Origin of the sequence: Hydrocarboniphaga sp. (genome assembly GCF_028291725.1) — a bacterium.
Classification (GTDB): domain Bacteria; phylum Pseudomonadota; class Gammaproteobacteria; order Nevskiales; family Nevskiaceae; genus Hydrocarboniphaga.
On sequence record NZ_JAQGNT010000092.1, the window covers coordinates 41,348 to 66,051 of the forward strand.

General features: G+C 65.0%; 19 protein-coding genes. 7 read left to right on the top strand and 12 right to left on the bottom strand.

Annotated features, from left to right (window positions below; translation table 11 throughout):
• Positions 1 to 4: 4 nt before the first annotated feature.
• The 8 genes from JWQ90_RS23735 to JWQ90_RS23770 form a co-directional block, all read right to left on the bottom strand.
• Positions 5 to 1,018: an AraC family transcriptional regulator gene (locus JWQ90_RS23735; protein WP_299697484.1), complete on the bottom strand. Its 1,014-nt coding sequence runs from the start codon at positions 1,016 to 1,018 to the stop codon at positions 5 to 7.
• A 275-nt stretch (positions 1,019 to 1,293) separates the two neighbouring features.
• Positions 1,294 to 3,774: a CoA transferase gene (locus tag JWQ90_RS23740; protein ID WP_299697485.1), complete on the bottom strand. Its 2,481-nt coding sequence runs from the start codon at positions 3,772 to 3,774 to the stop codon at positions 1,294 to 1,296.
• Positions 3,775 to 3,825: 51 nt separating this feature from the next.
• The gene (locus JWQ90_RS23745; RefSeq protein ID WP_299697486.1) at positions 3,826 to 5,901 is read right to left on the bottom strand and encodes a hydantoinase/oxoprolinase family protein; all 2,076 of its coding nucleotides are present in this window, start codon (positions 5,899 to 5,901) and stop codon (positions 3,826 to 3,828) included.
• 11 nt (positions 5,902 to 5,912) lie between these two features.
• Complete coding sequence (locus JWQ90_RS23750; protein ID WP_299697487.1) at positions 5,913 to 7,733, bottom strand: hydantoinase B/oxoprolinase family protein; 1,821 nt, start codon at positions 7,731 to 7,733, stop codon at positions 5,913 to 5,915.
• A gap of 195 nt (positions 7,734 to 7,928) precedes the next feature.
• A complete protein-coding gene (locus tag JWQ90_RS23755) occupies positions 7,929 to 8,813 on the bottom strand; it encodes an SDR family NAD(P)-dependent oxidoreductase (RefSeq protein ID WP_299697488.1) in 885 nt (294 codons plus the stop codon).
• A 41-nt stretch (positions 8,814 to 8,854) separates the two neighbouring features.
• On the bottom strand, positions 8,855 to 10,483 hold the full coding sequence (locus JWQ90_RS23760; protein WP_299697489.1) for a GMC family oxidoreductase N-terminal domain-containing protein: 1,629 nt from the start codon (positions 10,481 to 10,483) through the stop codon (positions 8,855 to 8,857).
• Between the two features lie 3 nt (positions 10,484 to 10,486).
• Positions 10,487 to 11,713, bottom strand: a complete 1,227-nt coding sequence (locus JWQ90_RS23765) for a CoA transferase (protein WP_299697490.1) — start codon at positions 11,711 to 11,713, stop codon at positions 10,487 to 10,489.
• A gap of 306 nt (positions 11,714 to 12,019) precedes the next feature.
• Positions 12,020 to 13,273, bottom strand: a complete 1,254-nt coding sequence (locus JWQ90_RS23770) for an acetyl-CoA C-acetyltransferase (RefSeq protein ID WP_299697491.1) — start codon at positions 13,271 to 13,273, stop codon at positions 12,020 to 12,022.
• A 139-nt stretch (positions 13,274 to 13,412) separates the two neighbouring features.
• Between JWQ90_RS23770 and JWQ90_RS23775 the strand changes: the two genes are divergently transcribed.
• Entirely contained in the window at positions 13,413 to 14,348 is a 936-nt protein-coding gene (locus tag JWQ90_RS23775; protein WP_299697492.1) for a LysR family transcriptional regulator, read from the top strand.
• 43 nt (positions 14,349 to 14,391) lie between these two features.
• Here the strand turns inward: JWQ90_RS23775 and JWQ90_RS23780 are convergent, their stop codons facing one another.
• Positions 14,392 to 15,363 carry an enoyl-CoA hydratase/isomerase family protein gene (locus tag JWQ90_RS23780; RefSeq protein ID WP_299697493.1) on the bottom strand — a complete coding sequence of 324 codons (972 nt, stop codon included), beginning with the start codon at positions 15,361 to 15,363 and terminating at the stop codon, positions 14,392 to 14,394.
• A gap of 140 nt (positions 15,364 to 15,503) precedes the next feature.
• On the opposite strand from JWQ90_RS23780, the gene JWQ90_RS23785 reads away from it, so the two are divergent.
• The 6 genes from JWQ90_RS23785 (at position 15,504) to JWQ90_RS23810 (ending at position 21,446) form a co-directional block, all read left to right on the top strand.
• Positions 15,504 to 16,571, top strand: coding sequence for an AraC family transcriptional regulator (locus JWQ90_RS23785; RefSeq protein WP_299697494.1), 1,068 nt, complete (start codon positions 15,504 to 15,506; stop codon positions 16,569 to 16,571).
• Positions 16,572 to 16,727: 156 nt separating this feature from the next.
• Entirely contained in the window at positions 16,728 to 17,369 is a 642-nt protein-coding gene (locus tag JWQ90_RS23790; protein WP_299697495.1) for a TetR/AcrR family transcriptional regulator, read from the top strand.
• A 211-nt stretch (positions 17,370 to 17,580) separates the two neighbouring features.
• Positions 17,581 to 18,375: an SDR family oxidoreductase gene (locus JWQ90_RS23795; RefSeq protein ID WP_299697496.1), complete on the top strand. Its 795-nt coding sequence runs from the start codon at positions 17,581 to 17,583 to the stop codon at positions 18,373 to 18,375.
• A gap of 126 nt (positions 18,376 to 18,501) precedes the next feature.
• Positions 18,502 to 19,221 (top strand): SDR family NAD(P)-dependent oxidoreductase, encoded by a 720-nt coding sequence (locus JWQ90_RS23800; protein ID WP_299697497.1) that lies wholly within the window; start codon positions 18,502 to 18,504, stop codon positions 19,219 to 19,221.
• Positions 19,218 to 20,855, top strand: a complete 1,638-nt coding sequence (locus JWQ90_RS23805; protein ID WP_299697498.1) for an MFS transporter — start codon at positions 19,218 to 19,220, stop codon at positions 20,853 to 20,855. The genes JWQ90_RS23800 and JWQ90_RS23805 overlap by 4 nt, the downstream gene beginning before the upstream one ends.
• Positions 20,856 to 21,104: 249 nt before the next feature.
• Positions 21,105 to 21,446: an acyl-CoA dehydrogenase family protein gene (locus JWQ90_RS23810; RefSeq protein WP_299697499.1), complete on the top strand. Its 342-nt coding sequence runs from the start codon at positions 21,105 to 21,107 to the stop codon at positions 21,444 to 21,446.
• Between the two features lie 49 nt (positions 21,447 to 21,495).
• Here JWQ90_RS23810 and JWQ90_RS23815 read toward each other — a convergent pair whose 3' ends face one another.
• Genes JWQ90_RS23815 through JWQ90_RS23825 form a run of 3 tightly spaced genes read right to left on the bottom strand, consistent with a single transcriptional unit; the run spans position 21,496 to position 24,699 of the window.
• A complete protein-coding gene (locus JWQ90_RS23815) occupies positions 21,496 to 21,981 on the bottom strand; it encodes a cytochrome c (protein ID WP_299697500.1) in 486 nt (161 codons plus the stop codon).
• Entirely contained in the window at positions 21,978 to 23,351 is a 1,374-nt protein-coding gene (locus JWQ90_RS23820) for an ankyrin repeat domain-containing protein (RefSeq protein ID WP_299697502.1), read from the bottom strand. Before JWQ90_RS23820 ends, JWQ90_RS23815 begins: the two co-directional genes overlap by 4 nt.
• Positions 23,352 to 23,361: 10 nt before the next feature.
• Positions 23,362 to 24,699, bottom strand: coding sequence for a DUF1552 domain-containing protein (locus JWQ90_RS23825; RefSeq protein WP_366919585.1), 1,338 nt, complete (start codon positions 24,697 to 24,699; stop codon positions 23,362 to 23,364).
• Between the last annotated feature and the right edge of the window lie 5 nt (positions 24,700 to 24,704).

The following is a 24,704-nucleotide window of genomic DNA, read 5'->3' on the forward strand; positions in this document are numbered from 1 at the left end:
TCTATTACTGCAGCGAGCTTTCGTTGCCGGCCGGCATTTGATAAGCGGGCGGGGACTTCGCCGGCATCTTCGAACGATATTCGCGCGGACTCATGTTGAAAGTGCGCTTGAACATCCGGCTGAAATGCGCGGCGCTTTTGAACCCCACCTTGTATGCGACCTTGCTGACGGAGATATCGCCGGGCTTGGACGAGGCCAGCCACAGCCCCGCCATTTTCAGGCGCTTGTCCCAGATCAGGGTCGAGAACGGAGTGCCATAAACCTTGAACAGGAACGACAGGTAGCGCGACGAAATGCCGCATCCCTTGGCCACCGTCGCGACGCTCAGCGCGGGATCGGAGAGATGGATGTCGATGAACCGCAACACATCCTGCAGGCGCTGATCGGAGATGGTCTGCCGGGCAGGGCAGGCGGCGTCGCGCTTGATCGCGTCGCTGAGCACAGACAGCGCGCTGTCGACCAGCAACTGGGCGCTGTGTTCGGCCAGCTCGCCGGCGTCTTCGAAGATGTCGGTGAGGATATGTTCGGCGATCAGGAACTCGCGCCCGCGTGCCGAGACCATGAAGCCGGTGCTCACGTCCTCGGGGATGAAGCGCCGCAGCGCATGGGCCGGAATGATCACGTGAAAGACCTCGTGGAGGCGCTCGTCATCGGTCTGGCATTCGATCGAGAACGGGGTTGCCGATTTGGTGATGACGAAGTCGCCGGCCTTGGCAACGCAGTGGCCGGTCTGGTGAGACACGCACAGGCGCCCGCGCTTGACGAACCAGAGCACGGTGACGTCGGTCGCATCTTCCCTGATATGCGACCAGGAGCGCCTGAAGAAAAGGCGGGTCTTGGAGCGCAGCCGGATGATCGAGGAGGAGCCCACGGCTTTCTTGTCGGCGCGCACATCGATGACCGAGCCGGCCTCGATGGAGTAATCGCCCAGGTAATACTCCTGGTTTTTGGCACCGCGAAAGCTGTTCTGGCAATTCCGATAGTTGCGCTCGTCGAATACAAAAAGTGTCTCGGTCACGTCAATCCTCCGGCCCGGAGCCTCTTTGCGTTTTGCGTCGAAAGGCCCCGCGCGATAGACCGATCTGATCGTCGGCTGTTTGTGACCGGATATTATCCCGGGCCTGCTGCCATATCCCCGCATTCTGCGCGGCGCCATGTACATTTCGCGCATCGCTCGTCATTCCCGCGAAGGCGGGAATCCAGAGCTTCAAGCGCCGCGCTCTCCGTCCCTGGATTCCCGCCTTCGCGGGAATGACGGGGCGAGGGACGAGGTCTTGTGTCGCAAAGCGCCGGCTAGCGCGTGATCCCCGCTTCGGCGAGCTTGCGCTGCGCCTCGTCCGACAGCCCCAGGATCTCGCCGAATACGTAGGCGTTGTGCTCGCCCAGCCGGGGTGCCGCGTCGGTGATGGCCGCGCTGCGCGACATCGTCCATGAGGGGCCGACGATGGTCCGGCTTCGTTCGCTGCGGTCGCCGACCTGCTTGAAGACGCCCTCAGCCCATAGCTGGGGGTCCGACACCAGGTCGACCGAATTCTGGCTCCTGGCCGCGGCGACGCCGCGTCGCTGCAGCTCCGCTGCCAGCTCGCCGGCATGGCGCGGCGCCGCCCAATCGCCGACCAGCCGGTCCAGCTCCGTCTCATGAACCTTGCGATCGGCGTGATGCTTGAACCGCGCGTCGCCGGCCAGCTCCGGCCGGCCCATTGCGAGCGCGAGCGCGCTCCAGGCGCGGTCCGAGGCGACGGCGATGCTGATCCATTCTCCGGCCTGGCAGGCATACAGGCCGTGCGGCGCCATGTCGGGATGCCGGTTGCCGTCGCATTCCGGCACCGCGCCGTTCAACGCGAAATCCATGATCGTGTCGCCGATCATGCTGCTCATGGTTTCCACCGCGGAAACATCGATGAACTGACCGATGCCGGCGCGTCGGCGATGCATCAGCGCCACCAGCGCGGCGTAGGCCGCGGCGGTGCCGAAAGTCGAATCGGCATAGCGCACGTTCATGCCGGCCGGCGCGCCCCCCTCGTATCCGACCCGCGCGCTGACGCCGCCGAGCGCGGCGAAGCAGGGCGCATAGCCGCTCTGATAGCTCAGCGGCCCGTTGTTGCCCCACATGCCCATCGCGACGTAGACGATGCCGGGATTCACCGCCTTGACCACATCGAAGCCGAGGCCGAGACGCTCGACCGCTCCTGGCCGCAGGTTTTCGATCAGGATGTCGGAGTTGCGCAGCAGGTCGAGCAGCAGCGCCACGCCTTCCGGTATCTTGACGTCGATCTGGACACTGAGCTTCTGCGGATTCACCGCCTGGAAGCCCGGCGCCTCGTTGATGTCGGCTACGCCGTAAGTGCGGGTGATGTCGAGCGAGCCCAGGCTCTCGATGCGGATCACTTCCGCGCCCAGGAAGGCGAGCAGTTTGCCGGCATAGGGGCCGGCCCAGACCTTGGTCAGCTCGACCACACGCAGGCCGGCCAAGGGCCCGCCGCGGCTTTGCGCTTTCCCCTCTCCTCCCGGGAGAGGGGTAGGGGTGAGGGCGTTTCCGATATCGGAGAACTTGCTTTCGGCAGCGCCCTCATCCGGCGCTACGCGCCACCTTCTCCCGGAGGGAGAAGGGACAAGCACATCGTCATCGTGCTGCCCGAGCAGCGGCGCCGGCGCGACGATCCGCGCCGGCGTCACGCCGAGCTTGTACGGCACCGTCGGATAGCTGGCCGTGCCGATCACCGGATGTTTCACGTTGGCAAAAAAGCCGCGATGCCGGTACTGCGGTGAGGCCTGCAGATCGCGTGCATCGTTGACCGCGACCAGTGTCAGGCCGAGCTTCTGCGCCGCGGCGGACACCGTTTCTTTTTGTTGTGTCGCCAGCCATGCGGAGATGTGCCGGCGGCATTCGGTAACACGCTCGGCCGTGCAGTCGCGCTCCAGCCAGCGCTCCGGAAACGCCTTCATCCACGCGGGCTCGCCGAGCAGTTGGCCCAGCGCCTGCCAGTGCGCCGGCGCCGACAACCAGATGTAGGCGTAGCCGTCCCGGCAGCGGAAAATGCCGGCGGGCCCGGACAGCTCGAGCGCGGTCCGGTCGGCCCTGACATCCATGTCGCCGGCGACCATCTGGCCGAGCACATAGTCGAGCCGCGAAGCCAGCACCTGGTGCTTGGAGATGTCGATGAACCGGCCCTGGTCGGAAGCCTCGCGCTCGTACAGCGCGGCAACGATGCACATCGCGGCCTCCAGCCCGGCCTCGTAGCTCGGCAGAAAGCGGCCTGGCCCTTTCAGCGGTGGCAGGCGCTCGTCCGCGCCGCTCGGCGTGTGGTATCCCCAGCCGCTGCTGTGAAACACGTTCAGGTCTTCGGCATGCAGCCGGTCTTCGGGCGGTGACTGTCCGAACGGGGTGATCGAGCACAGCACCAGCCGCGGCCAGGTTTGCCGAAGCCGGCCGGGGCAAAGGTCGAGCCCGATGCGCTGCAACCAGCCGGGGGCATGATCGTCGATGACCACGTCGACATCGCCGAGCAAGCCGGCCAGCGTCTCGATGCCGGCGGCGGTCGACAGATCGAGCACTATCGAACGCTTGTTGGTGTTGAGATAGGCGAACAGTCCGCTGCGCTCCGGGTCAGCGCCGCCGGCTGCGAACGGGCCGAGCCTGCGTGTCGGGCTGCCGCGGCCGGGCGCTTCGATCTTGATCAGGTCGGCGCCGAAGTCGGAGAGCAGCTTGCCGCAGTATTCGCCGGCAACACCCTCCGACAGCTCCAGCACCCTGAACGGTTTTAAAGCGGACACCGAAGGCTCCTTGTCAGGCTGGTTGCCGGGCCCCTGGCGTAGAGGGAATTTTCAGGCAAGCCGGGTCAACTCGTAGTCACCCGCATCGTCCACCTGGGCTTTCCAGCCCGGGTAGACCACGATGGTGGTGAAGGTCTCTTCGATGATCGCGGGGCCGGTGACTTCGTGGCCCGGCTTGAATTCGGCGCCCAGGAAAACATCGGTTGGCTGATAACCCGTGCCCAGGTTGGCGCGGCGGGTCTTGACCGGTTTGGCGGCAACGACCGGCGCGCTGAAGCCCCGGGTGACGCTCGGCGAAGGCGTGTCGACATAGGCGAGCAGGCGCACGCCGGTCACCTCGGGCAACTCGCCTTCACGCACGTGACCGAATTCCTCCATGTGGCGCGTGTTGAACGACTCGATGGCCGCGGCGCCGATGCTGCCGTCGACGAAAGACAGATCGTGCAGGCCCTGATTGAGCTTGATATCGAACGTCAGCGACCAGTTCTGGCCCGGGTAGCGCATCTTCATCTGGTACTTTGCGGTGACCTGGTCGCGCGCAAAGTTGGCCTCGGCGAAGTATTTTTCGGCGCGGGCTTCCAGATCACTCCACAGCGACTTCAGCTTGCCGGCATCGAGACTGCCGGCCGCTGCAATATACGAGCGCTCTTCGTCGATGCAGGGGTTGGCCACCAGCGTGCCCAGAGCCGAGAACGTCGGCGATGCCTTCGGCACCAGCACTTTTTCGATCCCCAGATCCTCGGCCTGGACCGCCGCGAAAACCGGGCCGTTGCCGCCGTAGGCGAGCATCACCATGTCCTTGGGGTCGATGCCCTTGCCGGCGACGGTTCTTCTGACCGCCTGGCTCATGTTGGCGTTGACGACGCGAAAACAATCGAAGGCGGCCTGTTCCGCGCCATATCCCATGGGTTCGGCGAGTTGCTGGAACGCTTCTACGACGCCCGTCCTGGTCAGCGAAAAGCTGCCGCCGGCAAAGTCCGAATCCGCCGACAGGATGCCCAGCATCAACAGCGCATCGGTGATCGTCGGCCGCTGGCCGCCGCGCCCGTAGCAGATCGGGCCGGGGTCGGAGCCCGCCGACGCAGGCCCCACTTCCAGTGCGCCCTTGTTGACGTGGCAGATCGAGCCGCCGCCGGCGCCTAGCGTTTCCACTTTTACCATCGGCACGCCGATCAGGTAGCGGTGATGCATGTTCCAGCCGGTTTCCGCCGGCGCGGCGCCGTTCATGACCACGGACATGTCGTAGGACGTGCCGCCCATGTCCACGCACAGCAGGTTCGGATAACCCTTGGCGCCGCCGACATGCGCCGAGCCGATCACGCCACCTGCCGGGCCCGAAGCCAGCACGCGGATCGGCGCGCCTTCGATGTATTCCTTGGTCATCACACCGCCGCTGGCCTGCATGACCATCAGCTGGTGTGCGTAGCCTGCGCTCTTCAGGCGATCGACCAGCTTTTCCAGGTAGGACGTGACACGCGGCGCAACATAGGCGTTGACCACGGTGGTGCTGGTGCGATCGTATTCCGGCGCACGCGGCAGCACTTCGTGCGAGCTGGACAGGTGCACGCCCGGCATTTCCTCGGCGACGATGCCTGCGACGCGTTTTTCGTGTGCCGGATTGACGAACGAGAACAGCAGCGAGATCGCCACCGACTCCACGCCCTGCTTCTTCAGCCGCCGGCAGCATGCCCGCACCGCCGCTTCGTCGAGTTCTTTATAGACCGAGCCATCGGCCAGAATCCGTTCCGGCACGGTCAGGCGCCGGCGTCGCGGCGTGATTTCGATCGGCGGCGCCAGGCGCACGTCCCAGATGTCTTCCTTGTAGCCACGGCGATATTCGATTTCGTCGCGAAAGCCTTCGGTCGTGATCAGGCCGGTGACTGCGCCGTTCATTTCGATCAGGGTGTTGTCGGCGATCGTGGTGCCGTGCACGATCGCATCGCAGCGCCGCAGGAAGTCGCCCAGCGGCAGGCCTTCGATTTCGGCGAGCTTCTTCAGGCCGGTCATCACGCCGATGGACCGGTCCTGCGGTGTGCTCAGGTTCTTGTGGAGCACCACGTCCGCGCCTTTCAGCAGCGCGAAGTCGGTGAAGGTGCCGCCTACATCGATGCCGATACGATAGGTCACGGGTTCGCGCCTCAAGCTGCTTTCGCCGCAATCGCGGCGCTCATCTGCTTCCGCAGAACCTCGGTTGCCGCGAAGTCCACGGCCAGGTCGTATTCGTCCAGCGTTCCGGTGAGCACGACGCCGTATTTGTCCCGGGCCGCCGCAAGGCTGACTTTCTCGTCCAGCACGTCGTCCTTGACCGCCTCGGGTTTGCGCAACAGCGCGCGGCCGAAACCGGCGCCGCCGCCGTGCTGGTAGGCGATGACGGCGTTGGCCGGCAGTTGCGCCTGAGTGGACAGCTCGATCTTGTATTCCCTTTCGGTGCCCACTTCGAAACGGTTGGAGTAGGGGCCGGCATCGTCACCGCCGCAAAGGCCGCGCAACGGATGCGTCGCCGACACCATCCAGGCCATCGCCATCGTCGGCTCCAGCACTTTCTTGACGTTGAGGCTGCCGGGTTGCCCGCGCCACTCGCCAGCGCCGCCGGAATCGACAGTCATTTCACGGCTGATGTTGATGATCGGGAAGCGGCTTTCCGCGTCTTCTGCTTCCGACAACAACAAATTGCCGAGGCCGACGCAGGACGAACCCCAGCCGTCCACACCCTGCACGGCGGACGCATCCATCGAGCGGGCGTCGACGCCCTGATCCATCCACATGCCGCGCGCGTCGAAACCGATGACGGCATTCGGCATGCCGATCTTGTAGACCTGCGGGCAGGAGCGCTCCGGCACGACGTCGGCCAGCGCCACGCAGATCGCCTCGATGATTTCGCAGGCCGGATGGAACGATCCCAGCGCCGCCGGCTTGTTGATCGGCGGATGGACGATGGTGTTTTCGGGCAGCACGATTTCCACTGCGTGAAACAGGCCTTCGTTCTTGATGATGGTCGGGTCGATCATCGAGGCCAGCTGGGTCATCGCATAGCCGCGGCTGTTGGCGAACGTGTTCCAGACGCCGATCAGTTCGGGGCGTGCGTCGGAGCCGGTCAGGTCGACTTTGAGATGGTCGCCCTTGATCGTGCACTCGACGTGAACCTTGACGTCCTTGGTGCCCACGGTGTCGTGATCGATCAGCACATCGGCCGAGTAGGAACCGTCGGGCCATTTCGCGATCTCTTCGCGGAAGCTTTTTTCGGTGTGATCGATGTTGTAGTTGACCGCCGCCCTGACCACCTCGGCGCCCCATTTGCGGATCACGTCCTCCAGCAGCTTCACGCAATGCTGCACCGCACCGATCATCGCGGCGAGATCGCCGGCGAAGGACGGGAAGCGGTTGTTGCGCTCCAGCAGCTGGATGACGTCGCGGCGCCGCTCGCCGCGGTGGAGCAGCTTGAGGCAGGGGATCGCCAGGCCTTCGGTGAAGATATCGGTGGCGTCTAGCGTGAAGCCGCCCGGTGTTTTGCCGCCGGTGTCGCCCTGGTGAGCCTGCAAGGCCTGGATCAGTACCAGCTCGCCCTTGTCGTCGTACACCGGGGCGTAGACGTTGTAGTCGGGCAGATGCCCGCCACCGAAATCCGGGTCATTGCCGACGAACACGTCGCCGGGGCCCCAGTCGTAGGAATCCAGGAACTGCAGGCCGTAGCGCACCGTCAGCTGCGAGATGAACACCAGGTGCGGCGTGCCCACCGACACCCCGGCCAGGCGGCCGTGGGCGTCGATGATGCTGCCGTTGCGTTCGTTGGACTGATTGATGATCGGCGAGGATGCTGCCCGCCCCAGGTGGGTCGCGGCTTCGAAGCACACGGTCTCGAACGCGCCGCGGATGATGCTGGCGGTTACCGGATCGACCGTCGCGCTAGTGGCGAGCGGCTCGCGTTTGGCGGCAAGCTTCCTGTTCAACTCGAATGACATGCCGGCATTTCCTTTGACAGTGCGCTGTGAAAGCGGGGTTGCCCGTCCGTTGGGACAGACCCGGAACCGGATTTCACTTCTGCTGATTGGCTGGCATGTTCAAACGATCCGCAGGCCGAGTCTCGACAAAACCTGCAATTCCTTCAACAGGCCCTAGACCCGGCGCCGGGTCAGATCGGGCCGCATCTATCGCGCTCAGAAACCGGCGCGTGCCGCCAGCGCCTCGCTCTCGATCCACAGCCGCTCAGCCGTTGCTGCGTCCTGCGACGCGGCGCTGGACGGCGCCGGTTTGCACTGGGCGTAGTAACCGCCGCTCGTCTGCCCGGGCTCGGTCGCTGTCGCAAGGAATACCAGCGTCTCGGCGGCCTGCTCGGGAGTGACGGCGACATCGGTCAGCGTCGCCATGTAGCGCTGCATGCCGGCGTCGGCGTGACTGACGAAATTGCTGGCCAGTACCACGCCGGGTTCCATCGCATGCGCGACGATGCCCAGGCTTGCGTAGCGTCTGGCCAGCTCGCGGGTGAACAGGATGTTGGCGAGTTTCGCGTTGGTGTAGGCGCCACCAGTGCTGAAATTACGCGTGCGCTGCAGATCCTCCCAGTCGATGCCGGGGCAGTTGTTGTGGCCGATGGATGAAGTGGCAATGATGCGCACCGTGCCAGGCTCGCTGACGGCGGCTGTGGCGCACAGCAGTGGCAGCAGGCGCTGGGTCAGCAGGAACGGGCCCAGGTGATTGCTGACGAAGCTGGCCTCGTTGCCTTCGGAGGTCATCCGCATCTCATGGGCGACGCCGCCGGCGTTGTTGAGTAGCACGTCGATCCTGTCGGTGCCTGCGATCACTTCGCGCGCTGCGCGCGCCGTGTCTGCCAGCAGCGAGAAATCGGCGCGCAGCATTTCCACCTGCGCGCCGGGCGCGGCACTCGCCCGCAGTTCCGCTTCCGCCGCCGCGCAGCGGGCGGCATCGCGTCCCAGGCCGATTACACGCCAGCCCTGTGCCGCGAGTGCTTTCGCAGCGGCCTTACCGACACCCGAACTCGCCCCGGTCACCACGGCAACGCGCGTTTGCTTCTGAATAGTCATTCCCTTGCCTTCTGTCGGTGCTTGCGAATGGCGTTCGATGCTCAGCTGTTGGTCGCACTGCGCCGATCCGCGCGCATGATCTCCGCGCCCTTCTCGGCGATCATGATCGTCGGTGTGTTGGTATTGCCCGAGGTGATGGTCGGCATGACCGATGCGTCGATCACGCGCAGGCCACTGAGGCCGCGCACGCGCAGACGCTGGTCGACCACGGCATCGGCATCGTCCGCGCGGCCCATGCGGCAAGTGCCCACGGGATGGAAAATCGTGGTGCCGACGACACCGGCGGCAGTCGCGAGTTCGGCATCGGTCTGGTACTGCGATCCCGGCAGATACTCGTGCGGCCGGTACCGCGCCAGTGCCGGCATGGACGCGATACGGCGCGTCAGCCGCAAGGCATCGGCCGCGACTTTTCGATCCGCGTCGGTCGACAGATAGCGCGGTGAAATCCGCGGGGCGTCCGCCGCATTGCGGGATGCGATCTCGACCGAGCCGCGTGAAGTCGGGCGCAGATTGCAGACGCTCGCGGTGAAGGCGGGGAAGCGGTGCAGCGGATCGCCGAACTTGTCTAGCGACAGCGGCTGCACGTGATATTCGAGGTTCGACGTCGGCTGCGAAGGATCGGATTTGGTAAACACGCCCAGCTGGCTCGGCGCCATGCTCAGCGGGCCGCCGCGGCGCCAGGCGTATTCCAGGCCCATCAGCATCTGGCCGAAAGTGCTGCCGGCGAGCAGGTTGAGCGAGCGTATGCCTTCGACCTGGTAGATCGAGCGCAACTGCAGGTGATCCTGCAGATTCTGACCGACGCCGGGCAGATGATGGCTCGATTCGATGCCGAGTTCGCCGAGACGCTGCGCATCGCCGACGCCCGATCGCTGCAGGATCGCCGGCGAGCCGATCGAGCCTGCCGCCAGCACGGTCTCGATGCGCGCCGACACATGCAACAACTCACCGCCGAGCGAGAATGCTATGCCGCTGACGCGCCGGCCCTCGAAGCTCAGCTTGTCGATCAGCGCGCCGGTGACGACGCGCAGATTGGGCCGCTTGCGCACCGGCCTCAGAAACGCCTTGACCGCATTCCAGCGCAGGCCGCCTTTCTGCGTGACATCGAATTGGCCAGCGCCGGTATTGTCACCGGTGTTGAAATCGGCGCTGCGCGGAATACCGGCCTGCTCAGCCGCGTCGACGAAGCGATCGAGAATATCCCAGCGCAGCCGCTGTTTTTCGACGCGAAGCTCGCCACCGCCGCCGTGATGCGCGTCGCCACCGCGCCAGTGATCTTCGCTGCGCTTGAACAGCGGCAATACCTGCTGCCAGCTCCAGCTATCGTCGCCGGTGAGGCGTGCCCACTCGTCGTAGTCGCGTGTCTGGCCGCGCATGTAGATCATGCCGTTGATCGACGAGCAGCCGCCGAGCACGCGGCCGCGTGCATACAGGATCGCGCGGCCACCCAGGCCCTCCTCGGCCTGCGTGCGATAACACCAGTCGGTACGCGGATTGCCGATGCAATACAGATAGCCGACCGGAATGTGAATCCAGATCCAGTTGTCCTTGCCACCGGCCTCCAGCAGCAGCACCGAGACATCCGGGTCCTGCGACAGACGGTTGGCGAGCACGCAGCCAGCGGTGCCACCGCCGACGATGATGTAGTCGAAAGTGCCGAAACTTTTCATGCGTCAGGCGATAACGCCGGCGGACTTGAGACTCTCGATGCGATCCCAGTCCAGGCCCAACTCCATCAGGAAAGTCTCGGTGTGTTCCGAGGCCTGCGGCGCGCGCGTGGTAGTGACGGCAGCGTGATCGAACTGCACCGGCGGACGCACCAGCCGCATCGGCGCGCCGCCGTCGCCGGATTCGACCTCGATGATCATGTCGTTGGCCAGAGCCTGCTCGTCCTTGGACAGATCCATCAGACTCTGGAACGGTGCCCACTGGCCCTTCATGGTCTTGAGGTGCCTTGTCCAGTAAGCGAACGGTTTCTTGCCGATGGCCTGCACGATCAGGGCGCTGGCATCGGCCCAATGCTTCATCAGGGCCTCGACTGCGGAGAAACGCGGATCGTCGGCCGCTTCCGGAATGCCGAGGTGCACGAAGGTGTCACGGATGTACGCGCCTGGCGTCAAGATGCAGAAGTTGATGGTGCCGCCATCCGCCGTCGTGAAATTGCCCATGAAGGGATTGCCGGGCGAGCCACCGCCCACAGGCATGCGCGTGCGCGGCACGATACCCAGTTCCATGGTCTGCGCCATGCCGGAACCCGCCGCCCACCAGGCCGTGCTCATCAGCGACACGTCGATCTCGATCGCCTTGCCGCTGCGTTCGCGGTGGAACAGCGCGCCCATGATGCCGCCGGCGATGTTCATGCCGCCGATGCAGTCGCCGAACGCCGGGATACCCTGCATCAGCGGCCCGTCCAGGCCCGGCGGCGACATCGAATGTCCGACACCGCTACGCGTCCAGAACGCGGTGCCGTCGAAGCCGCCGGCTTCGCGCTCGGGGCCCTTGTCGCCGAAGGCGCTGCCGCGCGCGTAGATGATGTTCGGATTGGCGGCGCGGATGTGCTCGACGTCGAGCTTCAGCTTCTGTCTTTGCGCTGGCAGATAGTTGGTCAGAAATACATCCGCAGTTTTGGCGATTGCGTAGACCAGCTGCTGGCCGTCGGGCGTGGACACGTCGATACCGACACTGCGCTTGCCGCGGTTGGCTTGCTCGACCAGTGTGTGGCGGTTCGGGTTGTGCGCCACGCCACCGGTGCTGCGGAAGCCGCGCATGGTGTCGCCGCGCAGCGGGTGCTCGATCTTGACCACGTCCGCGCCCCAGTCCGCCAGGATTGCGCCGGCCGCAGGCACGAAGGTGTGCTGTGCCACTTCCAGGATTCTCACGCCCTTCATGATCTGCGTCATTTTCTGCTCACTTCATTTTTATGCACGTACAAAGGAGTCCCCTTTCAGTGAACCGGCGCTGCCCCCCAAGCGACGTAGGTCGGCAATCCTTTGCCGACGTGCGCGCCCTGATTGCTTGAGCACGTCGGCAAGGGATTGCCGACCTACCTCCATCGGGCTCATGGTCCGTGAGCAGGTCCACAAGGAACACGGGGCTCTCCATGAACCACAGGTCTCATGTAGGGCGGGAGCATCCCGCCTTTCGGGCAACCGGCCCACGAAAGGCGGGATGCTCCCGCCCTACGAGAGCCACACCGGTTCAGGGCTTCACACGCGCTCGATGATGATCGCCGGCGCCATGCCGCCCGCGGCGCACATCGTCACCAGCGCACGCTTCAGGTCACGGCGTTCGAGTTCGTCCAGCACGGTGCCGATCAGCACCGCGCCGGTGGCACCGATCGGATGGCCCATCGCGATGGCGCCGCCGTTGGCGTTGACGCGCTCGCGGTCCAGCCGCAGATCCCGAATGAATTTCTCGACCACCACGGCGAAGGCCTCGTTGACTTCCCACAGATCGATGTCGTCCACCGTGAGGCCGGCCTTGGCCAGTACCTTTCTGGCCGCCGGCACCGGCGCATTGAGCATCAGTGTTGGATCGTCGCCGATGTTGGCGGTAGCGATCACCCGGGCGCGCGCTTTCAGTCCACGCTTGCGCGCGTAATCGCTGGAGGCCATCAGCAGAGCCGCGGCGCCGTCGACGACGCCGGACGAGGTGCCGGCGTGATGGAAGGCCTCGATCTTCAGGTTTGGATAGACCTGATTGATGAGCTGGCGGAAAGTCGGCCCGTCGGGGCTGCTCGGCATGTCGGCGATCTGCGCGAAGCTCGGCTTCAGCGCGGCCAGGCCCTCGGCCGTCGTGTCCGGGCGCGGATACTCGTCCTTGGCCAGAATCACCCGGCCTTCGTCGTCGATCACCGGCACGATCGAGCGATCGAACCAGCCCTGGGCAATGGCGCGCGCGGCGCGGCGCTGGCTTTCGAGGCCGAAGGCGTCGAGCGCTTCGCGGCCAATGCCTTCCATCGATGCGATGGCATCGGCGCACACGCCCTGATTGGACTGCGGATACTTGCGCTGCAGCCGTGCGTTGCCGGTGCCCAGGCCGCCCGAGCGCAGGCCCGCAGCCGCCTGCAGCTGGCCCAGCGCGGTGACCATCGACATCATCTCGGTGCCGCCGGCGATCAGCAGATCCTCCATGCCCGACATCAGCTGACCCGCAGCCAGATTGGCGGCGGTCAGGCCGCTGCCGCAGAAGCGGTCGAGCGTCACGCCGCTGACGCGGATGTCGAAGCCCGCGTCGAGCGCCGCCATGCGGCCCATGTCGCCACCCTGCAGGCCCATTTGCGCGCTGGTGCCCCAGATCACGTCATCGATGTCGGCGGTATCGAGGTCGTTGCGCTGCTGCAGGGCTTTCAGGACCGTCGCGGCCAGGTGCTGCGGGTGCATGCCGGCGTAGGCGCCCTTGCCCGGCTTGCCGATCGCGCGTGGGGTACGCACAACATCGATGATCAGTGCTTCGGACATCTTCTTCTCCTGATGAGACGGGCCGGCTACGGCCGTTGGCTTGGACGCCTAGGTATCCCGCATTTAGCGCGCATCCCGAACGCAAAGGCCAATGAGTTAAACTGGGTGACGATATAAGAATGGCCAATATCACCCGCTCATGGATCTGAAACAGCTACGCGTGTTCGTGTTGATTGCACAGCACGGCAGCATGACCCGCGCAGCCGAGGCGATTCATCTCACGCAGTCCGCGCTGAGCCTGCAGCTGAAGACACTGCAGGATGAGATCGGCACGAGCCTGTTTCGGCGAACCTCGCGCGGCATGGAGCTGTTGCCGGGCGGCCGCGATCTGCTGCCGTATGCGGAGGCGGTACTCGCGGCGACATCCGAATTTCAGTCGGCCGCCGCGAGGCTCGCCGCGCGCGTTGCCGGCACGCTCAGGCTGGGCACCATTCTCGACCCGGATTTCCTGCGGCTCGGCGCGCTGCTGGGGCTGATGCTGGAACGCTACCCGTCGGTTCAGACCGATGTTTCACATGGCATCTCCGGATCGGTGCTGTCGCAGATCGAGGACGGGACTCTAGACCTGGGCTTCTATCTCGGCCGGCCGCAGGGCTCGCGCCTGCACGTCGCAGGATTGACGCCCTTCAGCTACCGCGTCGTCGCGCCGCGCAAATGGAAGGATCGCGTCGCCCATGCGAGCTGGGAGGAGCTGTCCCGGTTGCCGTGGATCTGGACGCCGCCGGAATCCGTGCACAACCGTCTGCTGACGGCGCAGTTCAGCCGCCTGGGCGTCACGCCGAACATCGCAGCAACCGTCGACGTCGAGCCGTCGATGCTCGATCTGGTCAAGGCCGGGGTCGGCCTGTCGCTGGTTCGCGAGTCGGTAGCGCGCCACGAGAGCCGTGCACGGCGCGTCGCACTGACGCCGGTGTCGGTTGCGACGGAGCTGACCCTGGTCTGCCTGGAAACCCGCCGGCGTGAACCGCTGGTCGCTGCGGCCTTCGAACTCGCAGCAGAGTTGTGGAGCGATGCAGAGGCGGCCACCACCGCCGCGCAGGACGCGGATGCCGGGTCACCGGTGGCGGGCCCATAGAGCGGCGCGATCGCCGCCCTATCGGTTCCGGTGCAGCGTCCCGTCAGGGCTTGCGGCGATTGGAGCGGCTCAGGCGCCATTCGGGCGGATAGTCCATGTCGAGGTCCTTGACGACATTGTTGAGCCCTTTGTCGAAGACATCACCGCCGAGCTGCACGTCGCTCTTTCGGTCGTTCTTCATCATCGGCAGCATGCCTTCGACGAAGCCGGTGAGCAGGCTGCCCATGTATTCGCCGCGATACTGCTTGTACATCTCCAGGAAGGTCTTCTGCACCGCGACTACGTCCATCGGACGCGTGCGCGAGCAGGCCATCGCGTACTTGAGGGTTTCCTGCTCCAGCTTTTCGCGTGGCACAACACTGTTGATGAAGTTGCAGTCGTACATCTCCTTGGCGGTGAACGGGCGCCCGGTGAACAGCATCTCCTGGAACTTGCGCAGACCGATGGTTTCCACCCAGGTCCAGAGCCGGGGGCCCCAGCCCGCGTACCGGAACGCCGGGTGGCCGAACAGGGTGTCGTCGGACGAGACCAGCAGATCGGCGTCCGCCGCCTGGTAGAAGTGCCAGCCGTAGCAATAGCCCTTGGTCTCGACGATGCTGATCTTCTTGAAATCCTGCAGCGGCCGGTTGCCTGCCCTGGGTTTCGCGTAGTGATCCGTAAGGCCATGAAGGAACCGGAACGAGTCCTTCGGCGGATACTTGACGCTGGGGTCCTTGATCCCGAACTCGTGCAGCAGCGATACATCCTCGTCGGATTCAGACAGCATTTCCGCCTGTTCCGGCAGGTCGCCGCCGCCGCCGAAATTTTCGCCGGAGCCGCGGATGACCAGCACCTTGACGTGGTCGTCGATATTCGCCTGGAACACCAGGTCGGCGTAGACCTGGCGCATGCCGATGGTCGTCGCATTCAGGCGGTCGGGGCGGTCGAAGCTCAGGTAGGCGATGCGGTTCTCGGTGTCTTTCTCGTAGCGTATGTACTTCCTGGCTTCTTTCTTGAGGTCGTCGATGTCGATCATGGCCTTGCTCTCCGCTGGCGGGTGTGAATATTTGCCACACCGAGGGCGCCCATGTCCTGACATCTTGTGTGCTAGCGTCTACAGTGAGTGCAAAGCCGCGCTGTCCCCCAGGCGCAGGCTCGATGAGGAGGAATACAACAATGGGCGAAACTGCTTTTTTCAGCCTGGAGGGGCCGCTGGATTCGATGCCCGCCGAGGGCCAGATGCGGACCGCCAACCTGGGCGGTTTTGCGGACCTGGTTCGCGGCCTCGGCGCCGATCCCCGGCCTATCCTGGAGCGGCATGGACTCGATGCGCGGGCGATCCGCGACCCGGATTCCTATATCAGCTGCAAGAGCCTGGTTTCGCTGCTGGAGGACTGCAGCACCCGCTTCAACCAACCCTTGTTCGGCCTGCGGCTGGCGCAACTTCAGGAGCCGGACCTGTTCGGCTCCGTCACCGCGCTGTGCCGGGCGGCGTCCACGTTCCGGGAAGCGATCGTAGGCTTCATCGACTACCTGCCGGTGGTTCACTCGCCGGTGATCCTGATGGAACTGGTAGAAGGCAAGGAGACAGCGGAGCTGAGGTGGTGCGTCCGCAGCGATCTGGGTTCGAACAACCAGGCGAACTACCAGGCGGCGCTGCTGGACGTGAATTTTCTTCGGCTGATCGGCGGCCGCAATTTTCGCCCGAGCTATGTGAACCTGGCTGTCGACACGCGCCTGAAGGATATCGCCGAGCTCGAGAACCAGCTGGGCTGCCGGTTCAACGCCAGGGCGACGACGAATGCGATCGCGTTCCCGGTTGAAAATCTGAGCCAGGCCGTCACCACGTCGAATCGCCTGCTGTTCAGACTGCTGGGCGGCTACCTGGATCGGGTCAAGGTGGCCTCGAGAAAAACCGTGGTGGAGCGGGTGGAGGACTATGTTCGCGGGTCGCTGCCGTCGGGGAATTGTTCGATCGAGCATTGCGCGAAGAAGCTTGGGACTTCGGTGCGCACGCTGCAGGCGAATCTGAGCGACTGCGGCTTGAAATTCTCGGACCTGCTGGAAAAACAGCGTATCGAGATGGCCAAGATCTATCTCGAACGGGGGCAGTTGTCCCTGGACGATGTCGCAGCTTCGCTGGGCTATTCGGAGCAGTCCAGCTTCGGCCGTGCGTTCAAGCGCTGGACCGGGGATACGCCGCAGCAGTACCGGCGTGGGTTGGTCGCCGCCGGGGTGCACTGAGGCCCGCAGCACATCGCCCGGGCCAGAAAAAGCCGCGTTCCGACGCGGTTTTTTTGTGGGGACGATGGAACCGGGGACTATCGAGTCGATGTCGATAGTTCGCTCCTCTACAATGCGGCGAACCCGTATCACCACCAACGGATCGATCGAACCGCAATGAGTCCGCCACGAGGAGCGAAGGGCAAGAGCGTGCCGGCTGCAGAGCGCCGTCGTTACGACAGCCCGCTGCGGCAGCAGCAGACTACCGAAACACGGGATCGGATCCTGGCTGCGGGCGCTGATCTGGTTCGCGGCTTTCCGAGCTGGGATTGGCAGGGCCTGACGTTCCGCGCCGTGGGTGAGCGCGCCGGTGTCAGCGAACGCACCGTGCACCGGCACTTCTCTACCGAGCGCAAGCTGCGTGACGCTCTGGTGCAGCGCTTGACCGAGGAATCCGGCGTGACGCTGGAAGGCCTGAAGCTCGACGATTTCGTCGCGGTCGTTACGCGGATGTTTTCCTACCTGTCGTCCTTTGCCGTGGCACCGGCGACCGTGGCCGATCCCTCGTTCGCCGCCGTCGATCAGCACCGGCGTGATTCGCTGCTTGGCGCCGTGGTCGGCGCAACACCGGGCTGGTCCGTTACCGAGCGTCAGATGGCAGCCGCGGTGCTCGACATGGTCTCGAACGTGCCGCCCTACGAGCGTCTGATCGCCGCCTGGCACATGCAACCCGAACAGGCGATCCGCTGCGTCACCTGGGTCATCGGCCTGGTGGAAGAGGCGATTCGCCAGGGCCGGCGGCCTGGTCTCGGCCCATAAAAACCCGGCGGGCTAAAGTTGCGGCAAACGCCTGGTGATTTCCTCCCAAGTGGTCTACCCAGGAGCGGCGAGATGTCTGCAGCTGCAGTGCGCCGCCGCGCGGCGGCGACACCCGCGCTTCAGCCCCCGGCTTGCGCATAAGATTTCGACCGGCTCAATCGAAAAACCGGCGCAATGGCCGTTCGCGCACACAAAAGCGAGGGGGGATGGCATGGCGCTACGCGCTTCTGAGAAGCCCGTTGTTCTGATCACGGGGGCAAGCGCCGGCATCGGCGACGCGGTGGTACGCCGGTTCGCAGCGGGCGGTTTCAGGATCGTCGCGCTGGCCAGAAGGCAGGAACGGCTGACGCAGCTGGCCAGTGAATTGTCGGCGATGGCGGAAGTGGAAACGCTGGCCGCGGACGTGACCGCCACCGACGCGCCGCAGCGTGCGGTGCAGCTGGCGATCAAGGCGTTCGGCAGGCTCGACTGCCTGGTCAACAATGCCGGTTCCGGCAGGTGGGCGCCGGTGCACGAGACCGACGACGCGATGATGAACGAGGTCATCGATATCAGTTTCAAGGCGCCGTTTCGTTTCTCCCGTGAAGCGCTCGGCGTGATGAAGTCCGGCTCCTCGATCATCAACGTGGGTTCGGTCTATGGGCTGATCGGCGGACTCAACGGCGGCATCTACTGCGCGGTCAAGGCCGGCATGATCGGCATGACGCAGGCACTTGCAGTGCAGTACGGCGCCAACGGCATCCGCGCCAACGTGGTTGCGCCCGGTGTCATCAAGACCGACATGACCCGGGACTTCTGGGACACGGCAGGCTTCCAGCGCACCAACCAGGAGATGACGCCGTTCAATCGCGACGGCACGGTCGATGACGTGGCCAATGCCGTCTACTTTCTGGCCTCGCCCGAGGGCAGCTACATCAACGGCCAGACCATCGCGCTCGACGGCGGTTGGTCGACGACGAAATTCCTGCGCCACGACGCGCTGGTTTGCGAGCGGGTCCCTGCCTGAGAATAGGGCACGACGGCGTCGAAGCTGATGGGTTCTGATTGGAGCCCTGAGCAGGACAGTTCCCAGTCGGCGGTTCGCGCTTTCCTCACGTCATCCGAAATCTGCAACCGTTAAGCGGTCGCTTGAGTGATCGCGGCCGATGTCGCGCTATTCGAAGTGAAGCTGCGGATCTTCGCCGGCTTCATCTTCATCACTTTGATTCAGACCCCGAATCCTTCGGCGATCCCGCAAATGGCCGTTGCGAGCGACCAGACAGAACAGTATCGATTTGTGGCCGCAATGAATGAGTCGGGACATCGAGTTGACGTTCATGGCTCGTGTGCTGAAATTGCGGACGGCAACGCCAGTAGATTCGCTTTCTATGCGGCCTGCCACCATGCTGACTGTTTTTGTGAGAGCACTGTGAATTTGAATTTTGCCGGCAAAGTCGTGGTCGTCACCGGCGCGACGTCCAATATCGGTTGTGCCACCGCGCTGGAGTTCGCGAGCGAAGGCGCAAAGCTCGTCGTCGTCGGATGTGACGAGGAAGCGGGCAGCCGCGTTGTCGGCGAGGCCTTGTCGCGGGGAGCGCAGGCCGCCGTCTTCGTGCGCGCCGACATGCTCGACCCGCTATCCCCCGCGCGCATTTTGCAGGCCGCCGCGCAGCTCGGCCCGGCCCTCGTCCTCGTGAACAATGTCGGTGGTCATGTCGGCGCCGGCTTCTTCGTCGATTCCGAACCCCCGAGCGGGCAGGCCGATGTCGACCTCACGCTGATGACCACGCTGCGGATGCCGAGATCACCGGAAGCCAGAGCGGCAAGCGGATCACGCGATGCCGCGCCGCGTGACGATGGATCGCGTCCATGAGCGGCAAGGGTATTTTTTCGCCGCTGCGGCACGCGACATTCCGCAACATGTGGCTCAGCAGTACGGTGTCCAATACCGGCAGCCTGATCCAGAGTGTGGCCGCTGCCTGGACCATGGCCGGTATCGCAACGGCGGACTATGTAGCGCTGGTGCAGACCGCCAGCTTCCTGCCGATGGCCCTGTTGGCACTGCCGGCAGGCGCCATTGCCGACATCTACGATCGCCGCAGGGTGCAGATCGCGGCGCTGTCGCTCGCCTGCGTAGGCGGCACGCTGATGACCCTGGCCTCGATCCTGGGCTTGATAACACCCTGGGTGTTGCTGGGCTTCTGTTTCCTGGTCGGGAGCGGCGGTGCCTTGTCCGCCCCGGCCCGAGGCGCTTCGGTCGGCGAACAGGTGCCCAAGGACTTGCTGCCGCAGGCGGTCGGGCTCAACAACATCAGCTACAACCTGGCGCGCAGCATCGGCCCCGCGCTGGGAGGCGTGATCGTTGCAGCGCTCGGCGCAACCGTGGCCTTCGCCGCCAATGCGCTGACCTATCTGCCGATGCTCTACTCGCTGCACCGATGGAAGCGCGTGGCCGAAGTCTCGCGCCTGCCGCCGGAAGGGCTGTTGCGCTCGGTCAACTCGGGCCTGCGCTACATCGTCCACATGCAGCCGGTGCGCCGGACCGTGCTGCGGGCGTTCATCATCTGCTTCCTGGGCGGCGCTCTGCATTCACTGATGCCGCTGATCGCCCGCGATCTGCTCGGCGGCGGCGCCAGGACCTTCGGCTTGCTGCTCGGCTGCTTCGGCGTCGGTGCGGTGTCCGGCATCTTCGTGCTGCAGCCGATGCGCACGGCCTTGGGCAATGAAAACACCGTGCGCGCCTGTAGCCTGATCCTGGGCGCCAGCCTTGCGGTGCTGGCCTTCAGCAACAGTTTTCTACTGGACATCGTGGTGCTGCTGGGCGCGGGCATGGTCTGGATGGTGCTCACGACGACGATCAGCGTCGCGGTGCAGCTGTCGGTGCCCCGCTGGGTAGCGGGCCGGGCGATCGCGATGTCGAGCGCCGCCACCTCGCTGGGCATCGCCACCGGCGCCTGGGTCTGGGGCCTGGTGGCGAAGGAGCATGGGGTGTCGCTGGTGTTCCAGATAGCGGCCGCTGCGCTGCTGGTGTCTCCACTGCTGGGACTGTTCCTGCGCGTCGCCGACCGCACCTCTTCCACCGAGTCGGACGAGCGTGCACTGGCCGATCCCGATGTCAAACTCGGCATCGGTGGCCGCAGCGGGCCGATCAGCATCGAGCTTCAATACCGCATCCCATCTGCAAAAGCGCGCGACTTCTACAACCTCATGCGCGAGCTGCAGCGTATCCGCTCGCGCAATGGCGCTTACGACTGGTCGCTGTCGCGCAACATCGGCGATCCCGAGCAATGGTCGGAGCGATTCCGCTGCGCCACCTGGGACGACTACCTTCGCCAGCGCAGCCGGCGCACGCTCGACGACAGCGCGCTGCATGAGCGTGCGCACGAGATGCACGTTGGCATCGAGCCGATCAAGGTCCTGCGCTGGCTGGACCGCCCCTCAGGCTCGGTGCGCTGGCGCGACGATGCGCCTGACCGCGGAGACGATGCCTTGCGAATCCAGGTCTGAGGGCGACAGGCCCTAAACGTTCACATACTCGAAAATATTTGCCTGGATATCCAGTCGATCTGTACGCCGCTCGTCGATGGGCTTTTGGTGCGCTCTTTTGGCCGGAATTCTCAGTCGAACGTCCGCGAGTCTCACCCCTGGCCGAGTGATACCTCGCCAAAATGGGCGAGGCTGTACTCCGCGTCGAATCATTCAAATTTGAAACACTGACGGAAGGCCGCGATGCAACGCAAACCCCTGGAAGCCGAGATGGAGCTGTTCCGCGATTCGGCGCGCAAATTTTTTCAGCAGGAGATCCGCCCGCACAGCGAGCGCTGGCGCGAAGCCAACCCGATCGATCGGGAGGCCTACCGAAAAGCCGGCGACATGGGCTTGCTGTGCATGTGGGCGGACGAGGAGTATGGCGGGCAGGGCGTCCAGGATTTCCGCTACGAACAAATCCTGATCGAGGAGAACGTCTTCCACGGCGGCGCCGGCTACATGGATGAGTACACGATCTGCCGGCTGTACCAGGACGAGCGCGTGCATCGCATCCTCGCCGGCAGTTCAGAAATCATGAAAGAACTGATCGCGCGTTCCATTCTGGATTGAGACCCATCTCTATGGGCTACCCAGACTTGACCAGACGGAGGAGTCGATCTCAGTCGGCCCTGAAGCTGTGATGGCAATCCGAGCAGACGCCGCCCAGCGTCTTCGCCTGTGCCCGGACTGCTGCCATGTCATCGCCGGCCAGGACCGTGGTCATGGTCTTGGCTTCCGGTGCGAGTCGGTCGGCGATCGCATCGAACTTGGCGCGAGCCTCCCAGATGTAGGGCAAGGCATCGGTGTCGACGCCGGCTTCAGCGCCGCTGCCGGCCGGAAACCAGCCGCGCACTTCCGCTGTGTATGAGCCGATCACTAGTGCCGCCGCCGCCATCCTGGCCTTGTCCGGGGCGTCGGTCTTCAACTGATCGACGATGGTCTTCATCGCAGCGCCCATCTTCTTGAAGCTGGCCTGCCGCACTTCAATCACGGCCTGAGGTGATCCGGCGTCCGCGGCAGCGGCCATGCCGGACGACAGTGCCGAAAGGCCCGCCAGCACGAGCAGCGCGCCACCGGTCATCAGGCGTGGATGCGAGCGGCTCATAGATTTTTCACCGTTTGATTCACTGCTTGATTCACTGTTTGATTCGCCGATTGTTTGGCAAAGATGGCGTCGAAGGCCGGCTTCAATTTGAACTGCGGATCGCCGGCGATATCGGCGGATGTCTGGCCCGCCTTGTTCTTGATGTCGGTGCGCGCGCCCTTGTCGTGGAGCAGCTGGATCATTGCCACGGTTTCGCCGCCTGCGCCTTCGGCACCGGAACCGTTGGATAGCAGCACGTGCAGCGGCGTCTGGCCATCGGCGGCAGCGGCATTCGGCTCGGGGTCCAGCTGTAGCGCCAGCGCCAGTGCCGGCAGCTTGCCGCTGCTCGCGGCGGCCAGCACGATGTTGGTGCCGTCGGCGGCGCGAAAGCGCGCGTCTGCGCCGGCCGTGATCAGCATCTGCATCAGATCAGTGGACCCGCGTTCCGCCGCGAGCTGCAGCGGCGTCTTCGGCGGTAGCTCGTAGTCGCCGGTCCTGAAGTTGCTCTCGAAGCGCCATTTGACCTGCGCCGTGCCGGTGGGCGCGTTCGGGTCGGCGCCCTTGGCCAGCAGCAGCTGCACCAGTGAGGGCTGCTCGGCGAGAATCGCCGCGTGCAGCAGTCGGTTGCCGTTGCGATCAAGCGCCTTCAGGTCCGCGCCGCGCTCGATCATGCGGGCCGCGAACGCGTAGTCCTTCTGGTACATCGCCAGTTGCGCGACCGAGGTGCCGTCGGGCGCGATGTAGTCGGCATTGCCGCCGGCATCCAACACGGCGACAGGCGCGGCCGGTACGCCGCTCTTCAGCGCGAAGAACTGCGGCGTGAATCCCTTGAGCGTGGTCCGGTTGATCTGCGCGCCGTGCTTGAGCAGCAGTTCGATGTTGTCGACACGGCCTTTCGCGGCGGCCCGCATCAGCGGCGTCTGTCCCTGCTCATCAGCCTGGTCGGCCATCGCGCCCGCGGTGATCAGCCGTGCCAGCACAGAGGGCGGGGCAGTGCCCGCGCACAGCGAGAGCGGCGTGATGCCGTCGGCGTCCGCGGCCTTCACGTCGGCATGCGCGGTGAGCAGCAGATCGACCATCGCGGCATCGCCGTATTCGCAGGCGATCATCAACGGCGCCACACTGGCGTCGCTGGCAGCGCGAGGTTTGGCGCCGCGAGCCAGCAGCAGCTGCACCATGTCGCGGCTCTGGCTCTCGACAGCCCAGGCCAGCAGTGTCGATCCGTCGGCCAGCGCGCGGTTCGGATCGGCGCGGCCGGCGAGCAGGCTGCGCGCCTGCGCCAGATCGTTGTTGCGCACCGCCTGCAGCAGCGCGTCGTCCGCCGCTGCTGCCTGCGACAGGCCGGGCATCAGCGCCAGCAGCGCGGCTGTTATGCGTGGGCTCCACTTCATGTGCATCGCCTCAGGCCGTCAGCGCGTCCAGCGTGCTGGTGCTGTCGCCGAACTTGTCCAGCGGGATGTCGAGCCTGTGCAGCATCGTCAGCATCAGGTTGCACATCGGCGTGTGCTTGGGCACGACGATGTGGCGGTTGCCGCTCAGGCCGCCGCCGGCGACGATGATCGGCAGATTCATGTTGTCGTGTTCATTGGGTTCGCCGAGGCTGGCGCCGGCCAGCACCAGGGTGCTGTCGAGCAGGCTGCCTTCGCCGTCGCGGGTCTTGGCGATGCGATCGAGGTAGTAGGCGAACTGCTGCATGTGCAGCTGGTTGATGCGCGCCAATTTGACGATCTTCTCCGGGTCGCCGCCGTGATGGCTGAGCATGTGATGAGAGTCCGCAATGCCGATCTCGGGATAGCTGCGGTTGCTGATTTCGCGGCCGAGCATGAAGCTGGTGACGCGCGTCAGATCGGTCTGCATCGCGAGCACCTGCAGGTCGATCATCATCCGCACGTGATCCTCGAACACCGCCGGAATGCCGGCGGGGCGGGCCATGTCGCTGGCGTCGACGCTGATGCTCTGCTCGCTGGCTTTCTGGATGCGCCTTTCGAGATCGCGGATCGACTCGAGATATTCATCCATCTTGCGGCGGTCGTTGGCTCCGAGCCGCGTGGACAGGCGCGTCGCGTCGTCGCGCACGAAATCCAGGATGCTGGCCTTGCGCAGCATCTGCGCCTGGCGGCTCTTTTCGTCGAGCGCATCGCCGTCGCCGAACAGGCGCTCGAACACGTCGCGCGGATTGACCGTGGCCGGCAGCGCGACGGTCGCGCTGCGCCACGACAGCGTATTGGTGTAGGTGCAGCTGTAGCCGACGTCGCAACTGCCGAGCAGGCTCGGCGGCTCGATGCCGAGTTCCAGCGACGCCAGCTGCGTGGCCGCGCCGTATTGCTTGGCGACGATCTGGTCCATCGAAATGCCACATTGCAGATCCGAGCCCTCGGTGCGCTTGGGATGCGCGCCGGTCAGGAACGCGCCGCAGCTGCGGCCATGGCTGCCGGGCCCGTCGCCGAGTGCGCTGGCGTTGTAATGCGCCAGGCCGGTGACGATGGTGAAGCGGTCGCGATACGGCGCAAGCGGCGCCAGCGTCGGTGACATCGCGTAGTCGCGCCCGGCCTGCTCCGGCGTGAAGCTTTTCATGATCATACCGTTGGGTGTGTAGAACACGCCCAGGCGTTTGGGCCGCGCCGCCGGCTCGGCCGCACGTGCGTTGGGCAGCATCGCGTCCATCAGCGGCAGCGCCAGGCTGGCGCCGAGTCCGCGCAGCACCGTGCGGCGATTGAGCAGCTTCTGCTGGGTGATCATCGTGA

Excerpts from the sequence above, each read along its gene's own strand:
- JWQ90_RS23825 (WP_366919585.1), bottom strand. The coding sequence starts at position 24,699 with ATGATCACCCAGCAGAAGCTGCTCAATCGCCGCACGGTGCTGCGCGGA.
- JWQ90_RS23775 (WP_299697492.1), top strand. The coding sequence starts at position 13,413 with ATGGATCTGAAACAGCTACGCGTGTTCGTGTTGATTGCACAGCACGGC.
- JWQ90_RS23750 (WP_299697487.1), bottom strand. The coding sequence starts at position 7,733 with ATGTCATTCGAGTTGAACAGGAAGCTTGCCGCCAAACGCGAGCCGCTC.
- JWQ90_RS23765 (WP_299697490.1), bottom strand. The coding sequence starts at position 11,713 with ATGACGCAGATCATGAAGGGCGTGAGAATCCTGGAAGTGGCACAGCAC.
- JWQ90_RS23815 (WP_299697500.1), bottom strand. The coding sequence starts at position 21,981 with ATGAGCCGCTCGCATCCACGCCTGATGACCGGTGGCGCGCTGCTCGTG.
- JWQ90_RS23805 (WP_299697498.1), top strand. The coding sequence starts at position 19,218 with ATGAGCGGCAAGGGTATTTTTTCGCCGCTGCGGCACGCGACATTCCGC.
- JWQ90_RS23820 (WP_299697502.1), bottom strand. The coding sequence starts at position 23,351 with ATGAAGTGGAGCCCACGCATAACAGCCGCGCTGCTGGCGCTGATGCCC.
- JWQ90_RS23755 (WP_299697488.1), bottom strand. The coding sequence starts at position 8,813 with ATGACTATTCAGAAGCAAACGCGCGTTGCCGTGGTGACCGGGGCGAGT.
- JWQ90_RS23785 (WP_299697494.1), top strand. The coding sequence starts at position 15,504 with ATGGGCGAAACTGCTTTTTTCAGCCTGGAGGGGCCGCTGGATTCGATG.
- JWQ90_RS23790 (WP_299697495.1), top strand. The coding sequence starts at position 16,728 with ATGAGTCCGCCACGAGGAGCGAAGGGCAAGAGCGTGCCGGCTGCAGAG.
- JWQ90_RS23780 (WP_299697493.1), bottom strand. The coding sequence starts at position 15,363 with ATGATCGACATCGACGACCTCAAGAAAGAAGCCAGGAAGTACATACGC.
- JWQ90_RS23795 (WP_299697496.1), top strand. The coding sequence starts at position 17,581 with ATGGCGCTACGCGCTTCTGAGAAGCCCGTTGTTCTGATCACGGGGGCA.
- JWQ90_RS23770 (WP_299697491.1), bottom strand. The coding sequence starts at position 13,273 with ATGTCCGAAGCACTGATCATCGATGTTGTGCGTACCCCACGCGCGATC.
- JWQ90_RS23760 (WP_299697489.1), bottom strand. The coding sequence starts at position 10,483 with ATGAAAAGTTTCGGCACTTTCGACTACATCATCGTCGGCGGTGGCACC.
- JWQ90_RS23810 (WP_299697499.1), top strand. The coding sequence starts at position 21,105 with ATGGAGCTGTTCCGCGATTCGGCGCGCAAATTTTTTCAGCAGGAGATC.